The sequence below is a fragment of the Rossellomorea aquimaris genome, from assembly GCF_000935355.1.
In the GTDB taxonomy this organism is placed as follows: Bacteria; Bacillota; Bacilli; order Bacillales; family Bacillaceae_B; genus Rossellomorea; species Rossellomorea aquimaris_B.
Genome location: NZ_JXZC01000002.1, coordinates 211,795 through 231,190 on the forward strand (window position 1 = coordinate 211,795; position 19,396 = coordinate 231,190).

The following is a 19,396-nucleotide window of genomic DNA, read 5'->3' on the forward strand; positions in this document are numbered from 1 at the left end:
TGGGGGGAATTTTGTCATTATTGGGAGGCAGGTTATGGTGGTATTTGTGTTTACCTAGGGGAGAAAATCAGAAAAACCAACTATTTTGGAGGCTGAAAAATGACTCATCACACAAATTAGTCCATAAGACCCGAAACTTTCATCCTATTAAAGTTGGGGGAAAATTGATTTAGTTGGCATAAGTAAAGGGATTTAATATAAATAATACCAATATTAACCTTTTTTAATTAAAAAGAGGATTTTATAAATAGTAAACTTTCTAAATTGTTTTTACATCCTGAAGATGCTGTGCAAAAATAAAGCCCCTCCCTCTTAAATAAAAGTTTGTTTCAATATCATTTGAAGCTATGTTTAAGTAAGATGGTCCTTCTAATAAATATAATCATTATCGTATATTTAATAGAGTGTATTTACTAGAGTCGACTTATGAAAGAATAAGCCAGGACTAACCTCTTTAATAGAATAGTCCTGGCTTCATTTCTAGTGTTTCACTGTAATTTTTTTCTTCTCAGATGTCAACGATAATCCCGATTCATCTGTTCCCGTGACGGTCACATAATAGTCACCGTCCGGATATTCAGCAGCAGCATACCATTTCAACCCATAAATCGAATGTTCATTTTCAATATCGGCATACTCGATCATTTCGCCTTCTGCATTTGAAATCTCAATTCGCCAATCCATCCGTTTGTATCCAAAGACTAAGATGGAAGCCGGTTTCGTTTCATTCACATTGGATCGTGAAACATTCCAATAATTGATAAATGGATCTGCATTCAGCAATTCCTCATTTCCAGTATAACCAACACCAACATTTTGGAGAGCATCTATGGCTGAAATCATGACAATTTCAGGCTTTTCGTCGGTAATGTACTCATTTGCATCACTGTATACGCTTTTTCGACTACCACCATTTACCCAGATGAAATTTCCGATATGTTTCGTTCCTTCTTCTGTGACACCCCACGTAATTTTATACTTCCCATCTGTTTGTTCTGTAATCTTGATATTTTTAACTACAGGCGCAACAGAATCCAGTTTAAACGGAATTTTCGTTTGTTGAGGCTCTGCTCCCTCATAATTCAATGTACTCTCATACACATACGTATAGTTCCCGTCAGGAAGTTGGTTCCCGCCGTCATCTTCCCCACTCCAGAACATCCCATCGAACTTATAAGAGTAATTTCCATAGCCCATAATGTTCTTTCTGAATGGGTACGGGCTGCCATCTTCCGTAAATTCACCGAAATTCGTGATGTTGGCAACAGTTTTTCCATTCTCATCCTCTACCTTCAGAGACATTTCTTTCAAATTACGAAACGCCGTGAAGGAAGGATATATACCTGACGCAACCGCATTCTTAGAATATCCAATCTTATTTGGATCAAATGTTCCTGTGGAAGTATCATACCCCATAGGCAACTCCATTACGTCATTCCAAAGAACGGTATATCCTAAGTATGGATCTCCATTCACCGGACTCACATCAATATTATTAAGGGAATCCCAATCGCCGTAATATCCCATGAAAGGCATCGTTAAAGTTGCTAAATCTTTTACAGAGGTTCCTTTAGGAACAAAGCGGACAAACCCTTCAACAAAACGACCTTCGCTTAACCCTTCCGGGAGTGTGACAGAGATCTTCACTTCGCCATCACGACGTGGTTTGTATTGAATTTTCTTGTCTCCCATCTGTTTTCCGTTGATTTTAACGACCGCTCCCTCTATCGGTATTGAATGTAAAGTTAGATATTCTCTTTCTACACCGCCATATGTCTTCTTCTCTGTCTCATCCATTAACAGATCTACTGCGATTTCATATTGGTCATTGGCTTTTTCAAGCTTTTTTGCCAAGGGCTCTACATCCAATGTGAAATCGAACGTTCTGTCCACTTCCTTTAACGCAACGGATGCAGCCTTTTCCAAAGGGGCACCTACATGTTCCACAAGGTAAGGAGATTTAATCGCTTGTTCAATCTTCATCAAACCTGAACCTTGACGTCTTGGTGAGTATAAGGAATTCTCATCGTTGGGATTCGTTAACACCTGGGACGTGTTCATTAATGCATTCTTCGCTTTTAAGACCGTTTCTTCATTTTTTGGTAAACCTAACTCCTCGTAATACTTCTCAAGAAGTAAAGCCGCTCCAGCTGCTACGTGTGGAGTTGCCATGGATGTTCCACTCATGGTTTCATACTCGTTGTTCAATACTGTCGAGCTGATCTTTCCTCCAGGAGCTGTGATTTCTGGTTTAAAGCTTAAATCCGTTGGTGAACCATAAGAAGAGAATGAAGACATCGGTTCTGTTGTCGGGTTTTGTACCCAAACACCTTCATCTGACAGTTGCACTGAAATCTTCTCTCCGCTTTGTAATCGCTCGATTAATTGATCTCCTTCTGTATGTCCAGTCGTAACGGCTGGAATGGTGTATCTTGAGAAATTTAAACTTGCATAAGATGGATATTTATCCGGTGGGATGACGATCAGTCCGACTGCCCCTTTTTTTGCTGAGTCATATTGAAGAGTCGAATAAATAGCATACGATTTTGCAGGTTTTGCAACTACAATTTTCCCTTCTAGATCCAAACCATCCAAATGGCTGCCAAATCCTTCACCGGCGAAAATCAATTCGTAATCTTGACCAGCTTCGAGTTCATCACTAAGCTTTTTGGAACTGGATTGTGTTTGATATCCAAGCTGACTTCCATCATTCAAACTGAAAGCATCGACACTCATCTGATCATTCTCTGATGAAGCAACCTGCAGTGCGGATGGTGTTACACCAGGGTCGCCAACAAGACCGATATCAGGATTTTCGGCCCATGGTAATTGTGATTTTTCCAGCAAGTTTTGTTTTGTACTATAAGAAGCGTTACCTGCCGCAGCTACGACTAATACCCCATGTTCTGTTGCATATTGAATGGCACGTTGTACCGGATCATTCGGGTCTACGCTTCCTGCGTCAGATCCCAGACTTAAATTGATGACATCAGCACCAAACTCCACCGCATGATAGATTCCAGCCACAATATCATCGTCATATGCACCACTTCTACTATCCGAGAATACTTTTTCGGCCAAAAGCTGTACATCCGGTGCCACTCCCATCGCCTTTTTCTGGGATTCTTCGTATGCCCCGACAATTCCTGCTACGTGGGTTCCGTGGGAATTACTTGCAGGAATGACATTGGTGTCTTTATCTGCCCAGTCATAGCCTGTTGGTACTTTGTCTGTATACCAAACATCATCTACTTCCGACTCATCAAGCTTCTCTTGTATGTTATGTTCATTATACTTCGCTTTTTTCTTTCCTTTTTCAGAAAGCGTCATGGCCTCATGGCGATAGTCGATGCCAGAATCCACGATCGCTACGACCATTCCATCGCCGCTGTAATTATATTTCGTCCATACATTCATCGCTTCCACAAGCTCATTGCTCTTTACATCCATATGCTCATAGGTTTTGGCCAGACGAATATCCTTTACGCCCTCTAGCTCTTTGATTTTCTCTGCGTCTTTCATCGTCGTTTCCATACTGAATCCATAAAAACCTGTTGAATACGTATGTATGATTTTAGAAGAAGCATCCCTCTTTTTCATAAACGTATTTTTCACTTGCTCAACCTGTTTTTCAGGTGCCGTTTTCAGTTTCTTATTTACGTCCACCTCTACAATTAGGCGAATATTTTCATTTGGGTTGAATGCTTTAAGGTGCTGTCCATATAAAGAATCATCGGTAGCCTTCTTTTCCATATCCATCAATGGGAGTTTCCCTTTATGGATATGAGCAGGATCCTTTTCTTCCTTAGACTGATAGAATTCAGCACTTGCTGGCGTAATCATACTGCTGCTTAGGAGAACGGACATCAATCCAATGGATAACGTACTTTTCTTCGAAACCATCATATTTTCACCCTTTTTGATAGAATAGTATCTTTCTTTTTACGTAGCTCATAGAAGAAACAGTACTCCCGTGTAAGTATCATAAATATCCCCCTTCACTTCCCCTCCTCCTTCTATCAGTTTGAATACGGAGTACCATACCCTAAGCATTTCTGTTAAGTGATCCGGTTTCCTGTTGGGGGAGTTCCGATTTACAAACAAGGGCATAACGGGTCTTTTCACCCTGAAAATTCAAACATTTTTTGCATTTCTCTTCAAATAGCCCTGACTGTTAGTTAGAAAGAATGAAAATTCTAAAAAAAATTGGGGGAAACCAGGGACATTTTAATAATAAAAGAATAGAAGGATGTCAAAAGAATTCATTATAAGTAAATAGACTCACCATACTGATTGCTCTATATGTTTAAATAGCCACCCATTGGAAATAAGAAAAAGGGAAAGAAATGTTCATGAACATTTCTTTCCCTTTTGTTAGTTAATCCCTACTTGTTATTCAGTTCGTTCTAATCCCATCATATTCAAATAATAGGCTAGATCTTTTTTACCGTTTGTTTCTTTAGGTGATTTCCCTTTAGGCGCATCCGGTCCTTTTGTTAAGAAGTTCTTTTCAATGAATCGAACGTCGGTCTCATTTACTACTCCATCCTGATTCAGGTCATATGTTTGAACCTCAGGGTTTTCTTTACCGTAGTACTCAACGATATCCTGAACATCTTTGATGTCGATCAAACTGTCACTGTTTACATCTCCTGCAAGACCCATTTTGGTTCCTCCGGAAACGAACCTTCCATACTCTTCACCCTTTAATTCAAATCCAGGTATGAATGGAGTATAAGTCTTTATATGTCCTGGTGTTTCCACTACGACATTGTATGTCTCACGTGAAGCCGGAACACCATAAATGGTGTATTTCCCATTTGCAGCAATGCTGCCTTCGTATTTTTCACCATCCGGTGATAGGGCATATACCCTCGCTCCGATATTTTGAACTACACCATTTGGTAAATATAGATTTCCGCTGCCACTTTTCTTCAAAAATGCTTCTGGTTTGATATTCCCTTCTACCCTTGAATGTTTGGACACGAAGTTATAAGAAGATGTGCTGTAATATGGAAGAGTTACAGCCTCACCCTCACCTGCTTTTGAGTAACTTGACTTAGTTACATCAAGTTTATCAGATCCATAAAACCAGTCATCTTGATTGACCTTGAACGTTACGTCCACAACGGGCATATCACCATTTAATCCGGAGTACCCTTCCCCATTCAATGCAGCTCCCAACGTGACAGTCTGGTAATATCCCGTACCGCTTACAATAGGATCTTGCAGGGTTGCTTGAAGTCTGTTTTCTTCGGCATAGGCTTTAAAATCACCGTTCAGCTTTGCCGATTCGAATGAGTACATTTCCCCTTTATATTGAATCGTGTACTCTCCGGAAATAAAATCTTTCACGTTATTCAAGCTCAGCGTCATGGTCACTGTATCGTTTAACCCAACTTCTTTCTTGTTGTAATCAGATGTTACATATTCAGTGCCCTCTTGTAAGAAGATATAATGTTGGTAATTGACATTCATTGCAATATCAGCACCGGCTAAACTTAATCTTAATGGTCCATCTGCAATATCAGAAGGTTCGATTCCAAACTGAGTATCCCCTTCTGAATCCGCTGAAGGGAAACAACAATTGTAGTATGGACGAATGCCTGTTGCTATAAAAAATCTGTTTGATGATTGATCATAATTCATACCTTTTGATTGCAAGACATCCACTGTTTCATCCTGCACATTTCCGTGGAGCCAGAATGCTGTCTTTCCAAACTCTTCCGTGTACATATCTTCACTGATTTCATACACATCAGGAGCTTTATCAAATGTCACTTGGGGTTTTGAATTGTCTACGATAACAGGTGTGTCGATCGTATACGTTTTTCCTTCTTCATCATACCCGATGAACTCCATGTCATAGTCCCCTTCAGGCAAATCAATGTATTGTTCAGATATCGGATTTTGTTCGTCATTCGTAAATGGATAAACGCCTCCAGCAAAAACAGCAGGGATGTAATACCTGAAATCAGCCTTTGCATTCGCTTGATTAAGGGAAGCAATGAATCCAATTGCATCACCTGATTTTCCATCTTTCATTAGAATGTCTATCCTTGTCAGCGGGTTCTTCATTTGAAACATTGCTGAGATGAATGGATGGTAATACTGCCACTTAGGTGTATTATTTGCTAATGCTGGTCGGTCTGTTTCAAGAAAGTCGAACCCTTTTCCAGTGACTCGGATTGCAAACGGAACCTGGTACGTTTCACTCGCATCACTTGCATTCGTCAGGTGAATATATCCTTCATATCGCCCTTCTTCTGCATCTTCCGGAACCGTGATCGTTGGTGAAATCTCTTTCGAGCCGCTTGCGGCAACAGCTACACTCGACGGAACGTCCAAGTGGATGCCGTTCGCAGCTGAATCCTTGATACCTGTACGTTCACCATGGTATTCGACTTCAACCTTGAATGACTTATCTTCCCCGCCATTGTTCTCTATGATCATCCTGCTGTCTGCTTTAATTCCATCGTCATCTTTGTAGTGACTTCCGAAAGAGATGGATGCCGTCTCTTCATCGATCTCGACCTCTTCACCATTTTCATTTAGATTTTTTGTTGTATCCATCACTTTGATGGATACATCGGCATGTACTGCATCATAGGCATCCACACGTCCCGCTCCCTGTTCAAATACGGATACGTCACCATTCAAGTCTTCTGCCGTGTTCATTAAGGCGGCTTTCACATCGAATGGTGAGAGATTTGGATTTTCTTGAAGCATGAGGGCCGCCACTCCCGCAACATGAGGTGTTGCCATGGATGTTCCCTGAAGGCGGGCATAGGCTGCAGAATAGTCTACCCCTTCTTCCGGGCTATTGATATATTCTGGAATGGTTGAGAAGATCGCTACCCCAGGTGCCACAACATCCGGTTTAATATCATAGCTTCCAGCCACAGGTCCCCTTGAGCTGAAGCTGGCCAGGTTATCCCCTTCTGTTTGGACAGACGTTACATCTCCAAACGTAATGGATGCGTTATCGCCTAGCCCTTTCAGACGCTCTCCATCCGCTTTTGTCATACGGAAGGTCGGGATATAGTCTGATCCTTCTCCCAAATAGGCCTGAATCTCACCGTCTATATTATTGTAGATGATGACAGCTTCAGCCCCTGCTTCTTTCGCATGTATCATTTTATCTGCAAAGGTAATTTCTCCACGTTGAATCAAAGCGATTTTTCCTGTTAAATCTTTCCCCTCGAAATCAGCTTCATAACCAAGTCCGGCAAAAACGACTGGTTTGGATTGATTTTGAAGGGATGTCAAATTATCAGAGAAATTCTTCCCTAGTAGTAAAACATTCTCAAATGTCTCACCATTTACACTCATGGATGTAAAGGTAGGGATATCCATGGCAAAATCACTTGCTCCAACCGTAATGCCAAGGGCCGCTGCACCGGGAGCTCCAAGTGTGCCTTCATTTGGACCACTGTTCCCTGCCGCCACAACTGTCACCACTCCCGATAGCATTGCGTTGTTAACTGCTACAGAGGTTGGATATAATGGATTATTCGTTGACGCTCCCAGTGAAAGGTTGATGACATCCATTTCGTCGTCTATGGCTTTGTCAATTCCTGCAAGGATCCCTGCTGTCGCTCCGGATCCATAGGGTCCAAGTACACGATAGCCATAAAGATCTACATTCGGTGCTACCCCTTTCACGGCATAATCAACTACATTTTGTTGGTCCCCAGCGATGGTTCCTGACACATGTGTTCCGTGTTCTGTATAATAAGCTGTCCCTGAATTCGGATTAATTTTCGGTAAACCTGAGTTTTTCCAATCTTCATATGTGGTTTCCATCGGGTCATGATCGTTATCAACGAAATCATATCCACCTTTATATACCTCTTTTAAATCAGGGTGGTTATAATCAATTCCTGTATCCAAAACCCCAACTTTGATGCCTTTCCCTGTTACGTTTTCATCATGAAGCTTGTCCACATTGATTTGCGGGATACTATCCATCATTTTAGATTCAGAAGCTTCCCCTTCCATTTCCGGAAGTTCAAGCTGAACGACTTCATCTTTCCATATCCGTTTCACGACCCCGGAATCCAGTAAACTCTCAATCTCATTCCCCGGGATGGACATCGCGACACCATTGATGGCTGAACGATATTCTTTCGTAATTTTCGCCTCTTGTAATCCAGGGCTTGCACTCTTTTTATTTTTCATAGAATGGAATGTTTGTTTAAATTCACTGTGAGATTTCTCTACCTTTTCAGCCGCTGCTTTAGTAGTCGTACGGAGTCCCTTAGCTGCCTGCTTCATCACTTCCACTTTTGCAGGGGCCTGTTTGAATTCAACGATGACATCAACGAGTCCTTCGCTTTCTGTATTGATATTCGGAGCGATTTCAAAATCCGGTTTCGCTTCGATCTGTTTAAGAGCACTTCTCTGCTCATCCGATAGATTCATCAACGTCTTTTCTACATCTTTTACTTGTGTGAACTTAGACGGATTTGGCGAACCTTCTGCCATCACGTTAAATCGCATCCCTGATGTGCCTAGTAGACTTGTAGCCAGTGCAACCGTCAAGATCTTGGCTGAACGTTTCTTATTCATACTTTTCCCCCTCTTATATTCATCCATTAGCGTAGAGTTGTTTACAATTTGTATTTTAATCTTCTTTAATATGACTGTTAATTGGGAAAATTCTTTACACTTTCCGACATTTATCATAAAGATTCTATTTTTTTTATGGCATTTCTCTATTAAGTCATGAAGAAAGTTGGGAAAGTTTCGCATGAATTAGTCTTTGTACCTATTTTTCATTTCCTTCACCCTTATAAATAGGTAAATACACCCTTTGCTGAAAGGTGAATAATCCCTATTAAATTTCTTATAAAAGTAAAAAAACAAGCAACCAATAGCAGTCGCTTGTTTTTACTTTTTTATTTGAAGAGGTTCAATATGGTTAAAGATTAACTTTTTCAATAGCTCATTCGATAATTGAAGATAGTGATTGGAAGAAATCAGATCCCCCTTCTCTTTAAAATAAACCGCTAGTCGTTCTGAAAATGACGCGGCCTTGTAACGATCATATTGCTTCATCATTGGCAGACCACGATCGATTAAATAGTCGCTAAGCCGTTTATCATCCTCTGTCGCATCTAAATACAACACCATCAACTCCGTATATTTAACGGACTCTTGATCTTTAAAATCTTTTAGGTTCTCCTGCAAAAGATTGATTGCTATTTCCCTCTCGTTCAAGTCCAGCAACACTTGTACCATTTCGATCAATGTGCCGTAATACCCCATTGTATGCTTTTTTTTCAATTTGAGGGACTGGGAGAAATAGTCTAACGACTCTTGAAGCCTTCCTTTTTTTCTATTTAGCAATCCGAAATTATGAAGGGCGGTAATTTTCGTTTCGTTATCCTTTAACATCTCTGCATCGTTTAAGGCCGTATGCAACATGACTTCTGCACGTTCAAAATCGTTAATATAAATCAAGTTAGCCGATAATCCGATTTTCACATGGAGTATCCTCAAAATGTTCCCAGTGTTCTGAAAAATCCTCAATGCCTTGTGTGAGTAATGCAGAGACAATGTAAAATGCTTCAATAACCCATGATTTGCCGCTTTATAATAATAATAATCTGTTACTTTCTCACTATAGAGATCGGCTCTATCCTCTATTTGATCAAAGATGGAAAGCGCCTTTGAGTATTGCTGTTTCTGTCCGTAATAAATTCCCTGAAAGAACTCCCATAAATACTTTTCAAACGATGAAAATTTACTCATATTCTTTTTGAGTCCAAGAGAAGCATGTTCATATTCGGTTGGATTGTTCGTGAATAATTGATATCGAAGCATGTAAAGCTCAAATAAGTAAACCATTTCCGTACATTGGATATAGTCTTTATGTCTTTGTAACTCCTGATACAGTCTTTCGGCATGATCTCGATGAAGTCTCTCAATCGCTTCATAGAATTGGGCTAGCTGGCGTTTCAAGTAAAGTGTCTTTGCCGTTTCCTCTTCGATTGATACACCAAGTCGCTTACAAAGTAATTCTAATGTTTCCAGATTCCCTTCTTTAGAACTGTTCTCAATCTTACTTAAATGAGTGGTTGAACATATCCCCTTGCAAAGCTGCTCTTGTGTTTTATTTTGTTTTTTTCGATGATAGTAGATGATCCTGCCTATAGACATTGCTTCACTTCCCCCCTTGTATATATCTATCATTATACATAGGATAATCGTTTCTTATAAGCTATTAAAGGTAAGTAATTATCCTCATCTAAGTGGATAATATTTATAAATTATAAATGAATATACACTTTTACCTTTTAAAGGAAAAATATAAAAAAGCTGGCTCTCATTCCGTTCTAAAGAGCCAGCTTTTGATCTTTAATTGTTCAATTCATTCGGTATACTTTTAATACCTATTCCCTATCAAAAAGCACGCGCCCAGCAATCCCCGGGTTCGTCATTTCATAAGGGTTCAAGATCAAATCGAGCTCTTCTTCTGTCAGAACATCATATTCCAAACAAAGCTCTCTCACTGATTTCCCTTTTAATATGGCTTCCCTTGCGATTCTGGATACGACCTCATATCCCAGGTGAGGATTAACAGCCGTGATGATCCCCACACTGTTTTCAACATATTCCTTCATACGTGTCTCATTCGCTTCAATTCCCACAAGACAATTGTCCGTAAAGCTTCTGAACGCATTGTTCATGATACTGATGGACTGAAGGAGGTTGAATACGAGTACTGGTTCCATCACATTCAGTTCAAGCTGGCCGGCTTCTGACGCCAACGAGATCGTCTGGTCATTCCCCATGACTTGAAAAGCTACTTGATTGATCAATTCAGGCATGACCGGATTCACTTTACCAGGCATGATGGAAGAACCAGGCTGTCTTGCTGGCAATGAAATTTCACCAAGTCCGGCCCTTGGGCCTGAAGCCATCATACGCAGGTCATTGGCGATCTTGGACATATTGACCATACATACCTTCAGTGCAGCCGAAACTTCTGTGTAGGCGTCGGTATTTTGCGTAGCATCGACAAGGTGCTCAGCCCCCGTTAATGGCAAACCACTGATATCAGCCAGATGTTTCACGACGCTCTTGATATAAACAGGATCCGCGTTTAATCCAGTTCCTACTGCAGTAGCCCCCATATTTACTTCATAGAGGTGCTCCCGTGTTCGTCCGATCCGTTTAATATCACGCTCCACCACCCTGCTATACGCTTCAAACTCCTGGCCAAGGCGAATCGGAACAGCATCTTGAAGATGGGTACGTCCCATCTTAATGACGTGATCGAACTCTTGGGCTTTCTTTTTAAAGGCGTTCAGCATATGCTCCATTGTGCCGAGAAGCTTCTCTAATAATTTCAGTGTGGAAATATGGATGACCGTCGGGAATACGTCATTGGTTGACTGTGACATATTCACATGACTGTTGGGGCTCACCTTCCCATATTCCCCTTTACGGTGGGACATGAGTTCCAAAGCTCGGTTGGCAATGACTTCATTGGCATTCATATTGATAGAAGTTCCTGCCCCTCCCTGAATCGGGTCTACGATGAAGAATTCATGAAACTTTCCTTCCAGGATTTCATCAGCAGCCTGAACGATGGCTTGACCGATTCCGTCATAAAGGCGTGTAGTTTCCATGTTTGCCAATGCTGCCGCTTTCTTTACGACTGCCAAGGCGTCGATCATTTCTTTATGGATTTTGTATCCGGTAACCGGGAAATTCTCCACTGCCCGTAAGGTTTGTATTCCATAGTACACGTCCTCGGGTACTTCTTTTTCTCCAAGAAAATCTTTTTCTATTCTAAATCCACTAGTGACATTTATCATTTTTTCTACTCCCCGTTTTCGATTTGCAGTTTCTCTAATTGATGATTCTATCAATTACTGAGGCAGGAGGCAATATTTAATTAGAAACCCCAAGTTTCACAAAAAAATATAAAGCCAGCGAGGTATCCGCCGGCTTTTCCATTAACCTATTATTTCTGTTTGACCTGTTCCCGTAACGCTTCCAGCTCATCAACAAGCTTCATGACCAGCTCGTCACTTTGCCTTAGCTGTTCATTCAATAATAGAATGGTTTCTTCTTCCCATTGAAACGGATTGCCGTGATCGGGAGTGTAATGTAAGTCGCGGTAGAGGTCCCCTTCTTCTTCTGTTTCACGGAAATAGACAGCCACTTCACAGCCTGGGTCCCCGACAGCAATCCTTTTCCTTAAAACCACTTTGGAATAACCAAATTTACGGGATGCTATCCCTCCGAACACACTTGAGGTCATGTTACAAAGGTGGGGGGCATCCTGAACGGCTTCTCCAAATGGGCAGGCCGTAGCCTTTACGACGACATGATCAGGATATACTTCAGATATGTAGAAATGCCAACCGATTGCATTTTTTAAATCGACAATGACCTCTGCATATCGCTCGACCGTCCAATCCTCACTTTTCTTCCCATATAACCCTTCAATCCATTCCCCTGTACGAAGGCCGATTTGACGAATGTATTCATCCGCCGTTTTACCTACCGTTTTCTGATGTATATAAGCATATTGAGTGATGAGTTTACTTAAGAAAATTGTGCCGGTTAATGATATCTTAGTCTCCACCATATCACTCCTTCATTTTTTTCCAGGGACATCACTTATATCAAGCGCTTACATTATTGACACCGTCAAGACATATGACTAGCCACTTCTTTCAGTATAACACCTGTCAAACACAAGCTGTGTGTCTTTTGACATAAAATTAGATACATGGATGGAAATCCATGTTCTACATAGGTCTAAATTCTCATATATTACCAAAGAAAAGGAGGGAGATTAGATGGGGATTAAACTGATCAGGATTTCTGTCATCTACTTTATGATTGGTGTGTGTATCGGACTGTATATGTCCATGGTCCATGACTACAGTTTGACTCCGGTCCATGTCCACATTAACTTATTAGGCTGGACTGCCCTAACGTTAGCAGGTCTTATTTATCACTTATTCCCGGCAGTATCTTCTACTAAACTGGCTAAAGCTCATTTCTGGCTTCACAATGTCGGCTTGCCCCTTATGATGATTGGATTATTTTTCTTAGTACTTGGAAGTGAAGCCGTCGTCCCCCTTATTGCAGCAGGCGGTTTCCTGACGACAGTCGGCATACTCCTTTTCGGGGTCAATATTTTAAGAGAATTAAAAGCGGAATAGTATAAAAGAGCCCCGTCCTGACGAGTAAGGATTGGGCTCTTTTTTAATTGCCCATTGCCCAATCTATTTTTTGATTATTCTAAAATAATTTATGATTGTATAAAGACGAGTGGTACAATATGTATGAAGTACATTTCAAACATAGGAGTGATTTTGATGTCAGTCAATGTTTACCTTAATTTTAATGGAAATTGTCGCGAAGCCGTTGAATATTATGCAGAGGTATTCGGAACAGAGCCACCGCAGATCATGACATTTGCAGAAGCACCTCCCCATCCGGATTATCCCCTGCCTGAAGAAGCTAAGAAACTGGTGTTACATACAAGACTGACAATCGATGGCAGCAACGTCATGTTTTCCGACGTGTTTCCTGATATGCCTTTTGTTGAAGGGAACAATATCACCCTGGCCCTGGTAAGCAAGGATACAGAAGAGTTGACGACTCGTTTCCATAAATTGAAAGAAGGCGGGAAGGTGGATATGGAGCTTCAGGAGACATTCTGGAGCAAGCTGTATGGTCAGGTGACCGATAAGTTCGGGATTCAGTGGCAGTTTAATTATGAGAGTGAGGAAGAATAAACTCAAAAAATCAGCCTTTTTAGGAAAAGGCTGATTTTTTTTCATATTTAGTAGTTTCTTTATTATAGAGGTCTGTTTAGATTGATAGGATTTACTTCATTTCCTGCTCGTAAAACATTTCCTCTTTCGCCTTTAGTTTAGGACCTTTTTTAGCCTTCGGACCCTTGTAGTCAACTCTGGCACGGTCATAAACGGCAGATCCCACGATTTCAGCTACATCTTGAAGCTTTTCTTTACTGATTTTATCAATGGTGTCTTCCGGTGTATGATACCAAGGTTCTGAAGGGCTATGGATAAATAGGGCAGCAGGGATTCCCACTTCAGCAAAAGGAACATGATCACTGCGTCCCCCCTGACCATATGGTGTCGCCTCACCGTTTAGTTTTTCACTTGATTTCTGGGCAAGCTCCGTCACGAGGTTAGGCTTACCATCGAGAGTGAGCATTACAAGGTCACCTGCATCTTTACTACCCACCATATCAAGGTTGAAGTTAGCTACCGTATGATCAATTTCATCTTCTGATAACGTCTCGACATAGTGTGAGGAACCTAGTAGGCCTACTTCTTCTGCACCGAATGTGATAAAGCGGATTTCCGTATCTGTCTGCTCATTCTTCAGGACACGTGCAAGTTCGAGAGTCATCGCTGTACCTGAGGCATCATCATTCGCCCCCGGAGCTCCGGCTACCGAATCATGATGAGAGCCTACGACAATAATATCGTCAGTCGCTTTCGTTTTATTTTTTGGGTGTTTTGTCGCGATCACATTATGAGACGTTTTTTCGCCTGTTTCCGCTCCTTCGATTGTAATGTTGACTGCATTTCCCAACTCGGAGGAAAGTGCTTCCCCTTCTTCTTTTGATAGGGCAACTGCCGGTACAAAGTCATCATTATGTTCCCCTAATGTACCGCTTAATGGCCCATCTGAATGGTTATAAATGATGACTCCGACCGCTCCTTTTTCAGCTGCATTTAATACCTTTTCACTAAAGCTGATTTCTCCACGTTCAACAAGGGCAATTTTCCCGGTTAAATCCCTTCCTTGAAGGTCTTCCTGCTTTCCAAGACCGGCATCAACAAGTTCCCCCGTTACATTCCCACTGACTGAGTATGTAAATGCTCTGGGTGCATACTCCCCTTGTTGACCTACTACAGACAGCTCAATCGCAGTTGGTGGTGTATAGCCATAAAACGTAAATGGCTGAATATCCACTTCATAACCATACAATTCAAATTGCTCCTTAATATAGTGAACAGCATTTTCTTCAGAATCTGTTCCTGCTACTCTTGGAACCTTTGATAGGTAATCAATGTTTTGATAGATTTTTTCGGCATCAATCTTTTTTAATAGTTTCTTATCGAAGTGGTCTTGAACATGGTGATATCCGACTTCGCTACTTTGAGCAAAAGCGGGCTGTAATCCAAAGGCACCAATGGATAGTGTGGCGGCAAGCGTAAGAGATACAATCGGTTTTTTCAACAATCAAATCCTCCTGGTAGATTAATAGTTTGAATATACAGAATCATACATTATTTCGTAAAACGAAATAAGAGGCAAAACTACCAGTAAAATTTTACTATATTTACTATTTATAGGATTTTTTGTAGAAAATAAAAAAATAGAGACGGTTGAAATGTTTTCAACCGTCTCTATCTCAAATTAATGCATATTGCTCAATACCCAAATCGATCCAATGACAATCACAAGGGCGATGAACGCAGCTGACATCATTTTCCCTACCTGCCATCTGCCTTCACCTTCTGTTACGTGCATGAACATAAACAGCTGGATTGCAGCCTGGATGAATGCGAGCACAAATACTAGAGCAACCATCACATTGTACGCAAGCCCTGCGTAAAGTCCGAACCAAACGGCTAAGAATGTCAATGCAATGGATAAGACAAATCCAATGATCTGTGTCCAAGGAATACGACTATGATTCGCTGTATTGTGTTCCATTATCCCACCATCCCCAGTAAGTACACGCTTGTAAACACGAAGATCCATACAAAGTCCAAGAAATGCCAATACAAGCTGGATACGAATAGTTTTTTAGCGGTATCTGGATTTAAGCCTTGTCTTTTCACCTGGAACATCACAAGCAGTATCCATAGAATACCTAATGATACGTGGAGACCATGCGTTCCGGTCAATAGATAGAAAGAAGACCAGTATGCATTGGTTCCCATGGCGGCTCCCTCATGGATCAGGTGAAGGAATTCCGTGATTTCCATGTAAAGGAAACCTGCGCCAAAGAGCAATGTGATGATCAGCCAGACCATCATCCCTTTGACATTTCTTCTTCTTAATTCATTTATTGATAACCCTGACGTGAAACTACTGATCAATAATAGTAACGTCATGATGATGGTATTCTTCAGATCAAACACTTCAGATGGAAGCGGGCCTCCAACCGTGCCGCTTTCAAGGGCGAAGAATGTCGCGAAAATAGTGGCAAATAGCGCTACTTCCGCACCTAGGAAAACCCAGAATCCGAAAATATTCAGTTTACCGATTTCCGATTGATATTCTAGTGGCGTATTTGGATCTACATTTGTACTATGTGCCATATTCACGCCTCCCTCTTATACGGATTTTCAGTTTTTTCTATTTCTTCCACACTTACATAGTAACCAGCGTCCTGTTTGTGTGAGAACAGTGAGCGGTATGCCATGCATCCGAAGATACCGATGAGGGCAAGTATTGCCATCCACCACAGTTCAAACACCAGGCCGAATCCTCCAACGAAGAATAACCCGGACATGATGAATGGGGTCCCTGCATTGCTCGGCATATGGATCGGTTTGTACTCAACCTTTTCCGGTTTGCCAGATTCTTTTCTTTCTTGTTTCATATAGTAGAAAGCATCCGCACTCTTTACTTCAGGAACATGAGCGAAGTTATAGTGGGGTGGAATCGCAGAGCTGGTCGCCCATTCAAGCGTACGTCCATCCCAAGCGTCCCCTGACAGTTCACGTTTTGCAAAACGATAGCTATAGTAAACGTTATAGACGATGATCATGAATCCTACACCCATTCCGAAAGCCCCGACAGAAGAGATGACATTCAATGCCGTCCAGCCATCTTCTGGTCCGTATGTGTACACACGTCTTGGCATGCCGGCAAACCCTAAGACGAATTGCGGTAAGAAACATACATTGAAACCGATAGAGAAGAACCAGAAAGCCCATTTTCCAATTCGTTCATTCATCTTATGTCCAAACATTTTTGGATACCAGTACACGAGCCCTGCGAAGCAGGCAAACACTACCCCGGCAATCAGTGTGTAGTGGAAATGGGCAACCAGGAAGTAATTGTTGTGATACTGGAAGTCAGCTGCAGCCATACCGAGCATGACCCCTGTCACTCCACCGATCAGGAATGTCGGAATGAACGCAACCGACCACATCATGGCGACGGTAAATTCAATCCGTCCCTTATAAAGGGTACCCAACCAGTTAAATATCTTAATCCCGGTCGGTATGGCAATCGCCATCGTCGAAATCGAGAATACACTGTTAACCGCAGCACTTCCGCCCATTGTAAAGAAGTGGTGAACCCACACAACGAAGCTTAACCCTGAAATGGCTACAAGTGAGATGATCATTGATTTATAACCAAACAATGTTTTTCTTGCAAATGTTGCAATGATTTCTGAGAAAATACCGAAAGCAGGCAAAATAACGATGTATACTTCCGGATGTCCCCATAACCAGAATAAATTCGACCAGAGCATCGGATTCCCTCCGGCTGTAAGCGTGAAGAAATGCGTACCGAATAATCGGTCAAATGTCATAAGCGCCAGTGTCACCGTTAAGATCGGGAAAGCAAATACGATGATGAATGCTGTGATCAATGTAGTCCACGTGAACATCGGCATGCGAAGAAGCGTCATGCCCGGTGCACGCATTTTGATTATCGTGACAACAAAGTTTATCCCCGTTAATAACGTACCAATTCCTGAGATCTGCAGTCCAAGGAGGTAATAGTTAATTCCCGGTCCCGGACTCCCTTCAATCGCTAGTGGTGCGTAGTTCGTCCATCCTGCATCCGGTGATCCACCGAATACGAATGACATATTGAATAGGATCGCCCCAAACATGAATGACCAGAAGCTTAAGTTATTCAAGAATGGGAATGCGACGTCCCTTGCACCGATTTGGAGAGGGACTACGACGTTCATTAGTCCAAGTAAAAATGGCATCGCCATGAACAAAATCATGATCGTACCATGAGTCGTAAAGATTTCATTGTAGTGCTGTGATGATAAGAATTCATTATTAGGCACCGTTAATTGCGCCCTCATTAAAAGGGCATCGACTCCTCCGCGGAAGAGCATGATCAATGCAGCAATGATATACATGATCCCGATTTTTTTATGATCAACACTCGTGATCCAGTCATTCCACAGCCATTTCCATTTTTTAAAGTACGTAAGGGTCGCTACGATCCCAATAACGGTGAAAACGATGGAAATGTTGGCTCCAAGAATCAACGGATCATTGAGTATTAAATTATCTTTAATAAAATCAAACATCTAGAGTCCTCCTTTCTTAGTGCTCATGTCCTTCGTTATTTTCATGGTCTTTATGCTCTTCATTTTCATGGTCTTCATGATCCTCCATGTCTCCGTGATCACCGTGATTTCCATGACTTGACTCAGCATCTTTATCCGCACCATGTGAAGAGGCCTCCACACCATATTTCTCACGGATCGCCATGGCATACTCAGAGTTCTTACCATGGTCGACTATGGATAAGTGAGTAGATGAGAAAGTCATCTTGTCGACGGTCTCAGGAAGCATAAGCTTTTCATATGTTTCTTCCGTCAGCTTAGGCTCATTTTCCTGAGCATCTTTTACCCACTCTCTATACTTCTCTTCTTCCAACGCAACAAAATCAAACTTTTGGTGTGTCATTCCTTCACCAGTGAAGTTTGAGTTTCTTCCATCATAAGTACCCGGCTCATCAGCCTGTAAGTATAAATCGTTCACCATTCCAGGCATTCCATAAATCTGTCCGCCGATTTGCGGCACCCAGAAGGAAGCCATGGAATCTGCAGCCGTCACCTTGAACAAAATGGGATGATCTTCCGGTACATTGACATAATTCACTGTCTCAATACCTTCCTCTGGATAACTGAAGATCCATTTCCAATCGGCAGCAGTCGCATGGATCACAATCGGATCTTTATGAGCAGTTGCTTTAGGAGCTTCCTTTAATTCATATAATGCCTTTGTATTTGGGATAGACAAGGCGATAACAATCAGTACAGGAATAAGCGTCCATATAATTTCTAATTTTGTACTCCCGTGCATTTCGGGCTTGTAATCACTATCCTTTTTACTGCTTCGATATTTTAGGAGAATAACAGTAAAGAAGGAAAGAACGACAACCATGATGCCAAGCATATAGTAGATTGACAGCATGATCAGATCTTTCTGCAAGGCCCCAACCGGCCCTTTCGGATCGAGAATGATCATTTCACTTCCCGAGCTGAATATGATGATGAAAAATAATGAAACCAGACTGATCAAGACAATCAAGTATGGCTTGAATTTATTGAACATAGGGAAATCACCCTCCTTTATGTCGGATTTATCACTGTAGACCTATACTATCAAAT

At 41.5% G+C, this 19,396-nt stretch carries 12 protein-coding genes; 2 read left to right on the forward strand and 10 right to left on the reverse strand.

Annotated elements, in window-relative coordinates; genetic code table 11:
• Positions 1–480 precede the first annotated feature (480 nt).
• From TV75_RS08210 to TV75_RS08230, 5 genes are all read right to left on the reverse strand, one after another.
• Positions 481–3,903 carry a S8 family serine peptidase gene (locus TV75_RS08210; RefSeq protein ID WP_044338250.1) on the reverse strand — a complete coding sequence of 1,141 codons (3,423 nt, stop codon included), beginning with the start codon at positions 3,901–3,903 and terminating at the stop codon, positions 481–483.
• A 489-nt stretch (positions 3,904–4,392) separates the two neighbouring features.
• The gene (locus tag TV75_RS08215; RefSeq protein ID WP_044338251.1) at positions 4,393–8,571 is read right to left on the reverse strand and encodes a S8 family serine peptidase; all 4,179 of its coding nucleotides are present in this window, start codon (positions 8,569–8,571) and stop codon (positions 4,393–4,395) included.
• 321 nt (positions 8,572–8,892) lie between these two features.
• Entirely contained in the window at positions 8,893–10,164 is a 1,272-nt protein-coding gene (locus TV75_RS21105; protein WP_052504466.1) for a helix-turn-helix transcriptional regulator, read from the reverse strand.
• A 233-nt stretch (positions 10,165–10,397) separates the two neighbouring features.
• Positions 10,398–11,828 carry an aspartate ammonia-lyase gene (gene aspA / locus TV75_RS08225; protein ID WP_044338252.1) on the reverse strand — a complete coding sequence of 477 codons (1,431 nt, stop codon included), beginning with the start codon at positions 11,826–11,828 and terminating at the stop codon, positions 10,398–10,400.
• Positions 11,829–11,977: 149 nt separating this feature from the next.
• Entirely contained in the window at positions 11,978–12,604 is a 627-nt protein-coding gene (locus TV75_RS08230) for a methanogen output domain 1-containing protein (protein WP_253275494.1), read from the reverse strand.
• A 217-nt stretch (positions 12,605–12,821) separates the two neighbouring features.
• Here TV75_RS08230 and TV75_RS08235 point away from each other — a divergent pair, with 217 nt between their 5' ends.
• Both TV75_RS08235 and TV75_RS08240 read left to right on the forward strand, forming a co-directional pair.
• A complete protein-coding gene (locus TV75_RS08235; protein ID WP_044338254.1) occupies positions 12,822–13,190 on the forward strand; it encodes a cbb3-type cytochrome c oxidase subunit I in 369 nt (122 codons plus the stop codon).
• Positions 13,191–13,346: 156 nt separating this feature from the next.
• Complete coding sequence (locus TV75_RS08240; protein WP_044338255.1) at positions 13,347–13,769, forward strand: VOC family protein; 423 nt, start codon at positions 13,347–13,349, stop codon at positions 13,767–13,769.
• Between the two features lie 91 nt (positions 13,770–13,860).
• Here TV75_RS08240 and TV75_RS08245 read toward each other — a convergent pair whose 3' ends face one another.
• The 5 genes from TV75_RS08245 to qoxA form a co-directional block, all read right to left on the reverse strand.
• Entirely contained in the window at positions 13,861–15,249 is a 1,389-nt protein-coding gene (locus tag TV75_RS08245; protein ID WP_044338493.1) for a M20/M25/M40 family metallo-hydrolase, read from the reverse strand.
• A gap of 180 nt (positions 15,250–15,429) precedes the next feature.
• Positions 15,430–15,729, reverse strand: coding sequence for a cytochrome aa3 quinol oxidase subunit IV (qoxD, locus tag TV75_RS08250; RefSeq protein WP_044338256.1), 300 nt, complete (start codon positions 15,727–15,729; stop codon positions 15,430–15,432).
• Complete coding sequence (gene qoxC, locus TV75_RS08255) at positions 15,729–16,340, reverse strand: cytochrome aa3 quinol oxidase subunit III (RefSeq protein WP_044338257.1); 612 nt, start codon at positions 16,338–16,340, stop codon at positions 15,729–15,731. Before qoxC ends, qoxD begins: the two co-directional genes overlap by 1 nt.
• A 2-nt stretch (positions 16,341–16,342) precedes the next feature.
• Positions 16,343–18,307 carry a cytochrome aa3 quinol oxidase subunit I gene (gene qoxB, locus TV75_RS08260; RefSeq protein ID WP_044338258.1) on the reverse strand — a complete coding sequence of 655 codons (1,965 nt, stop codon included), beginning with the start codon at positions 18,305–18,307 and terminating at the stop codon, positions 16,343–16,345.
• A 16-nt stretch (positions 18,308–18,323) separates the two neighbouring features.
• On the reverse strand, positions 18,324–19,340 hold the full coding sequence (gene qoxA / locus TV75_RS08265; protein ID WP_052504467.1) for a cytochrome aa3 quinol oxidase subunit II: 1,017 nt from the start codon (positions 19,338–19,340) through the stop codon (positions 18,324–18,326).
• Positions 19,341–19,396: the final 56 nt, after the last annotated feature.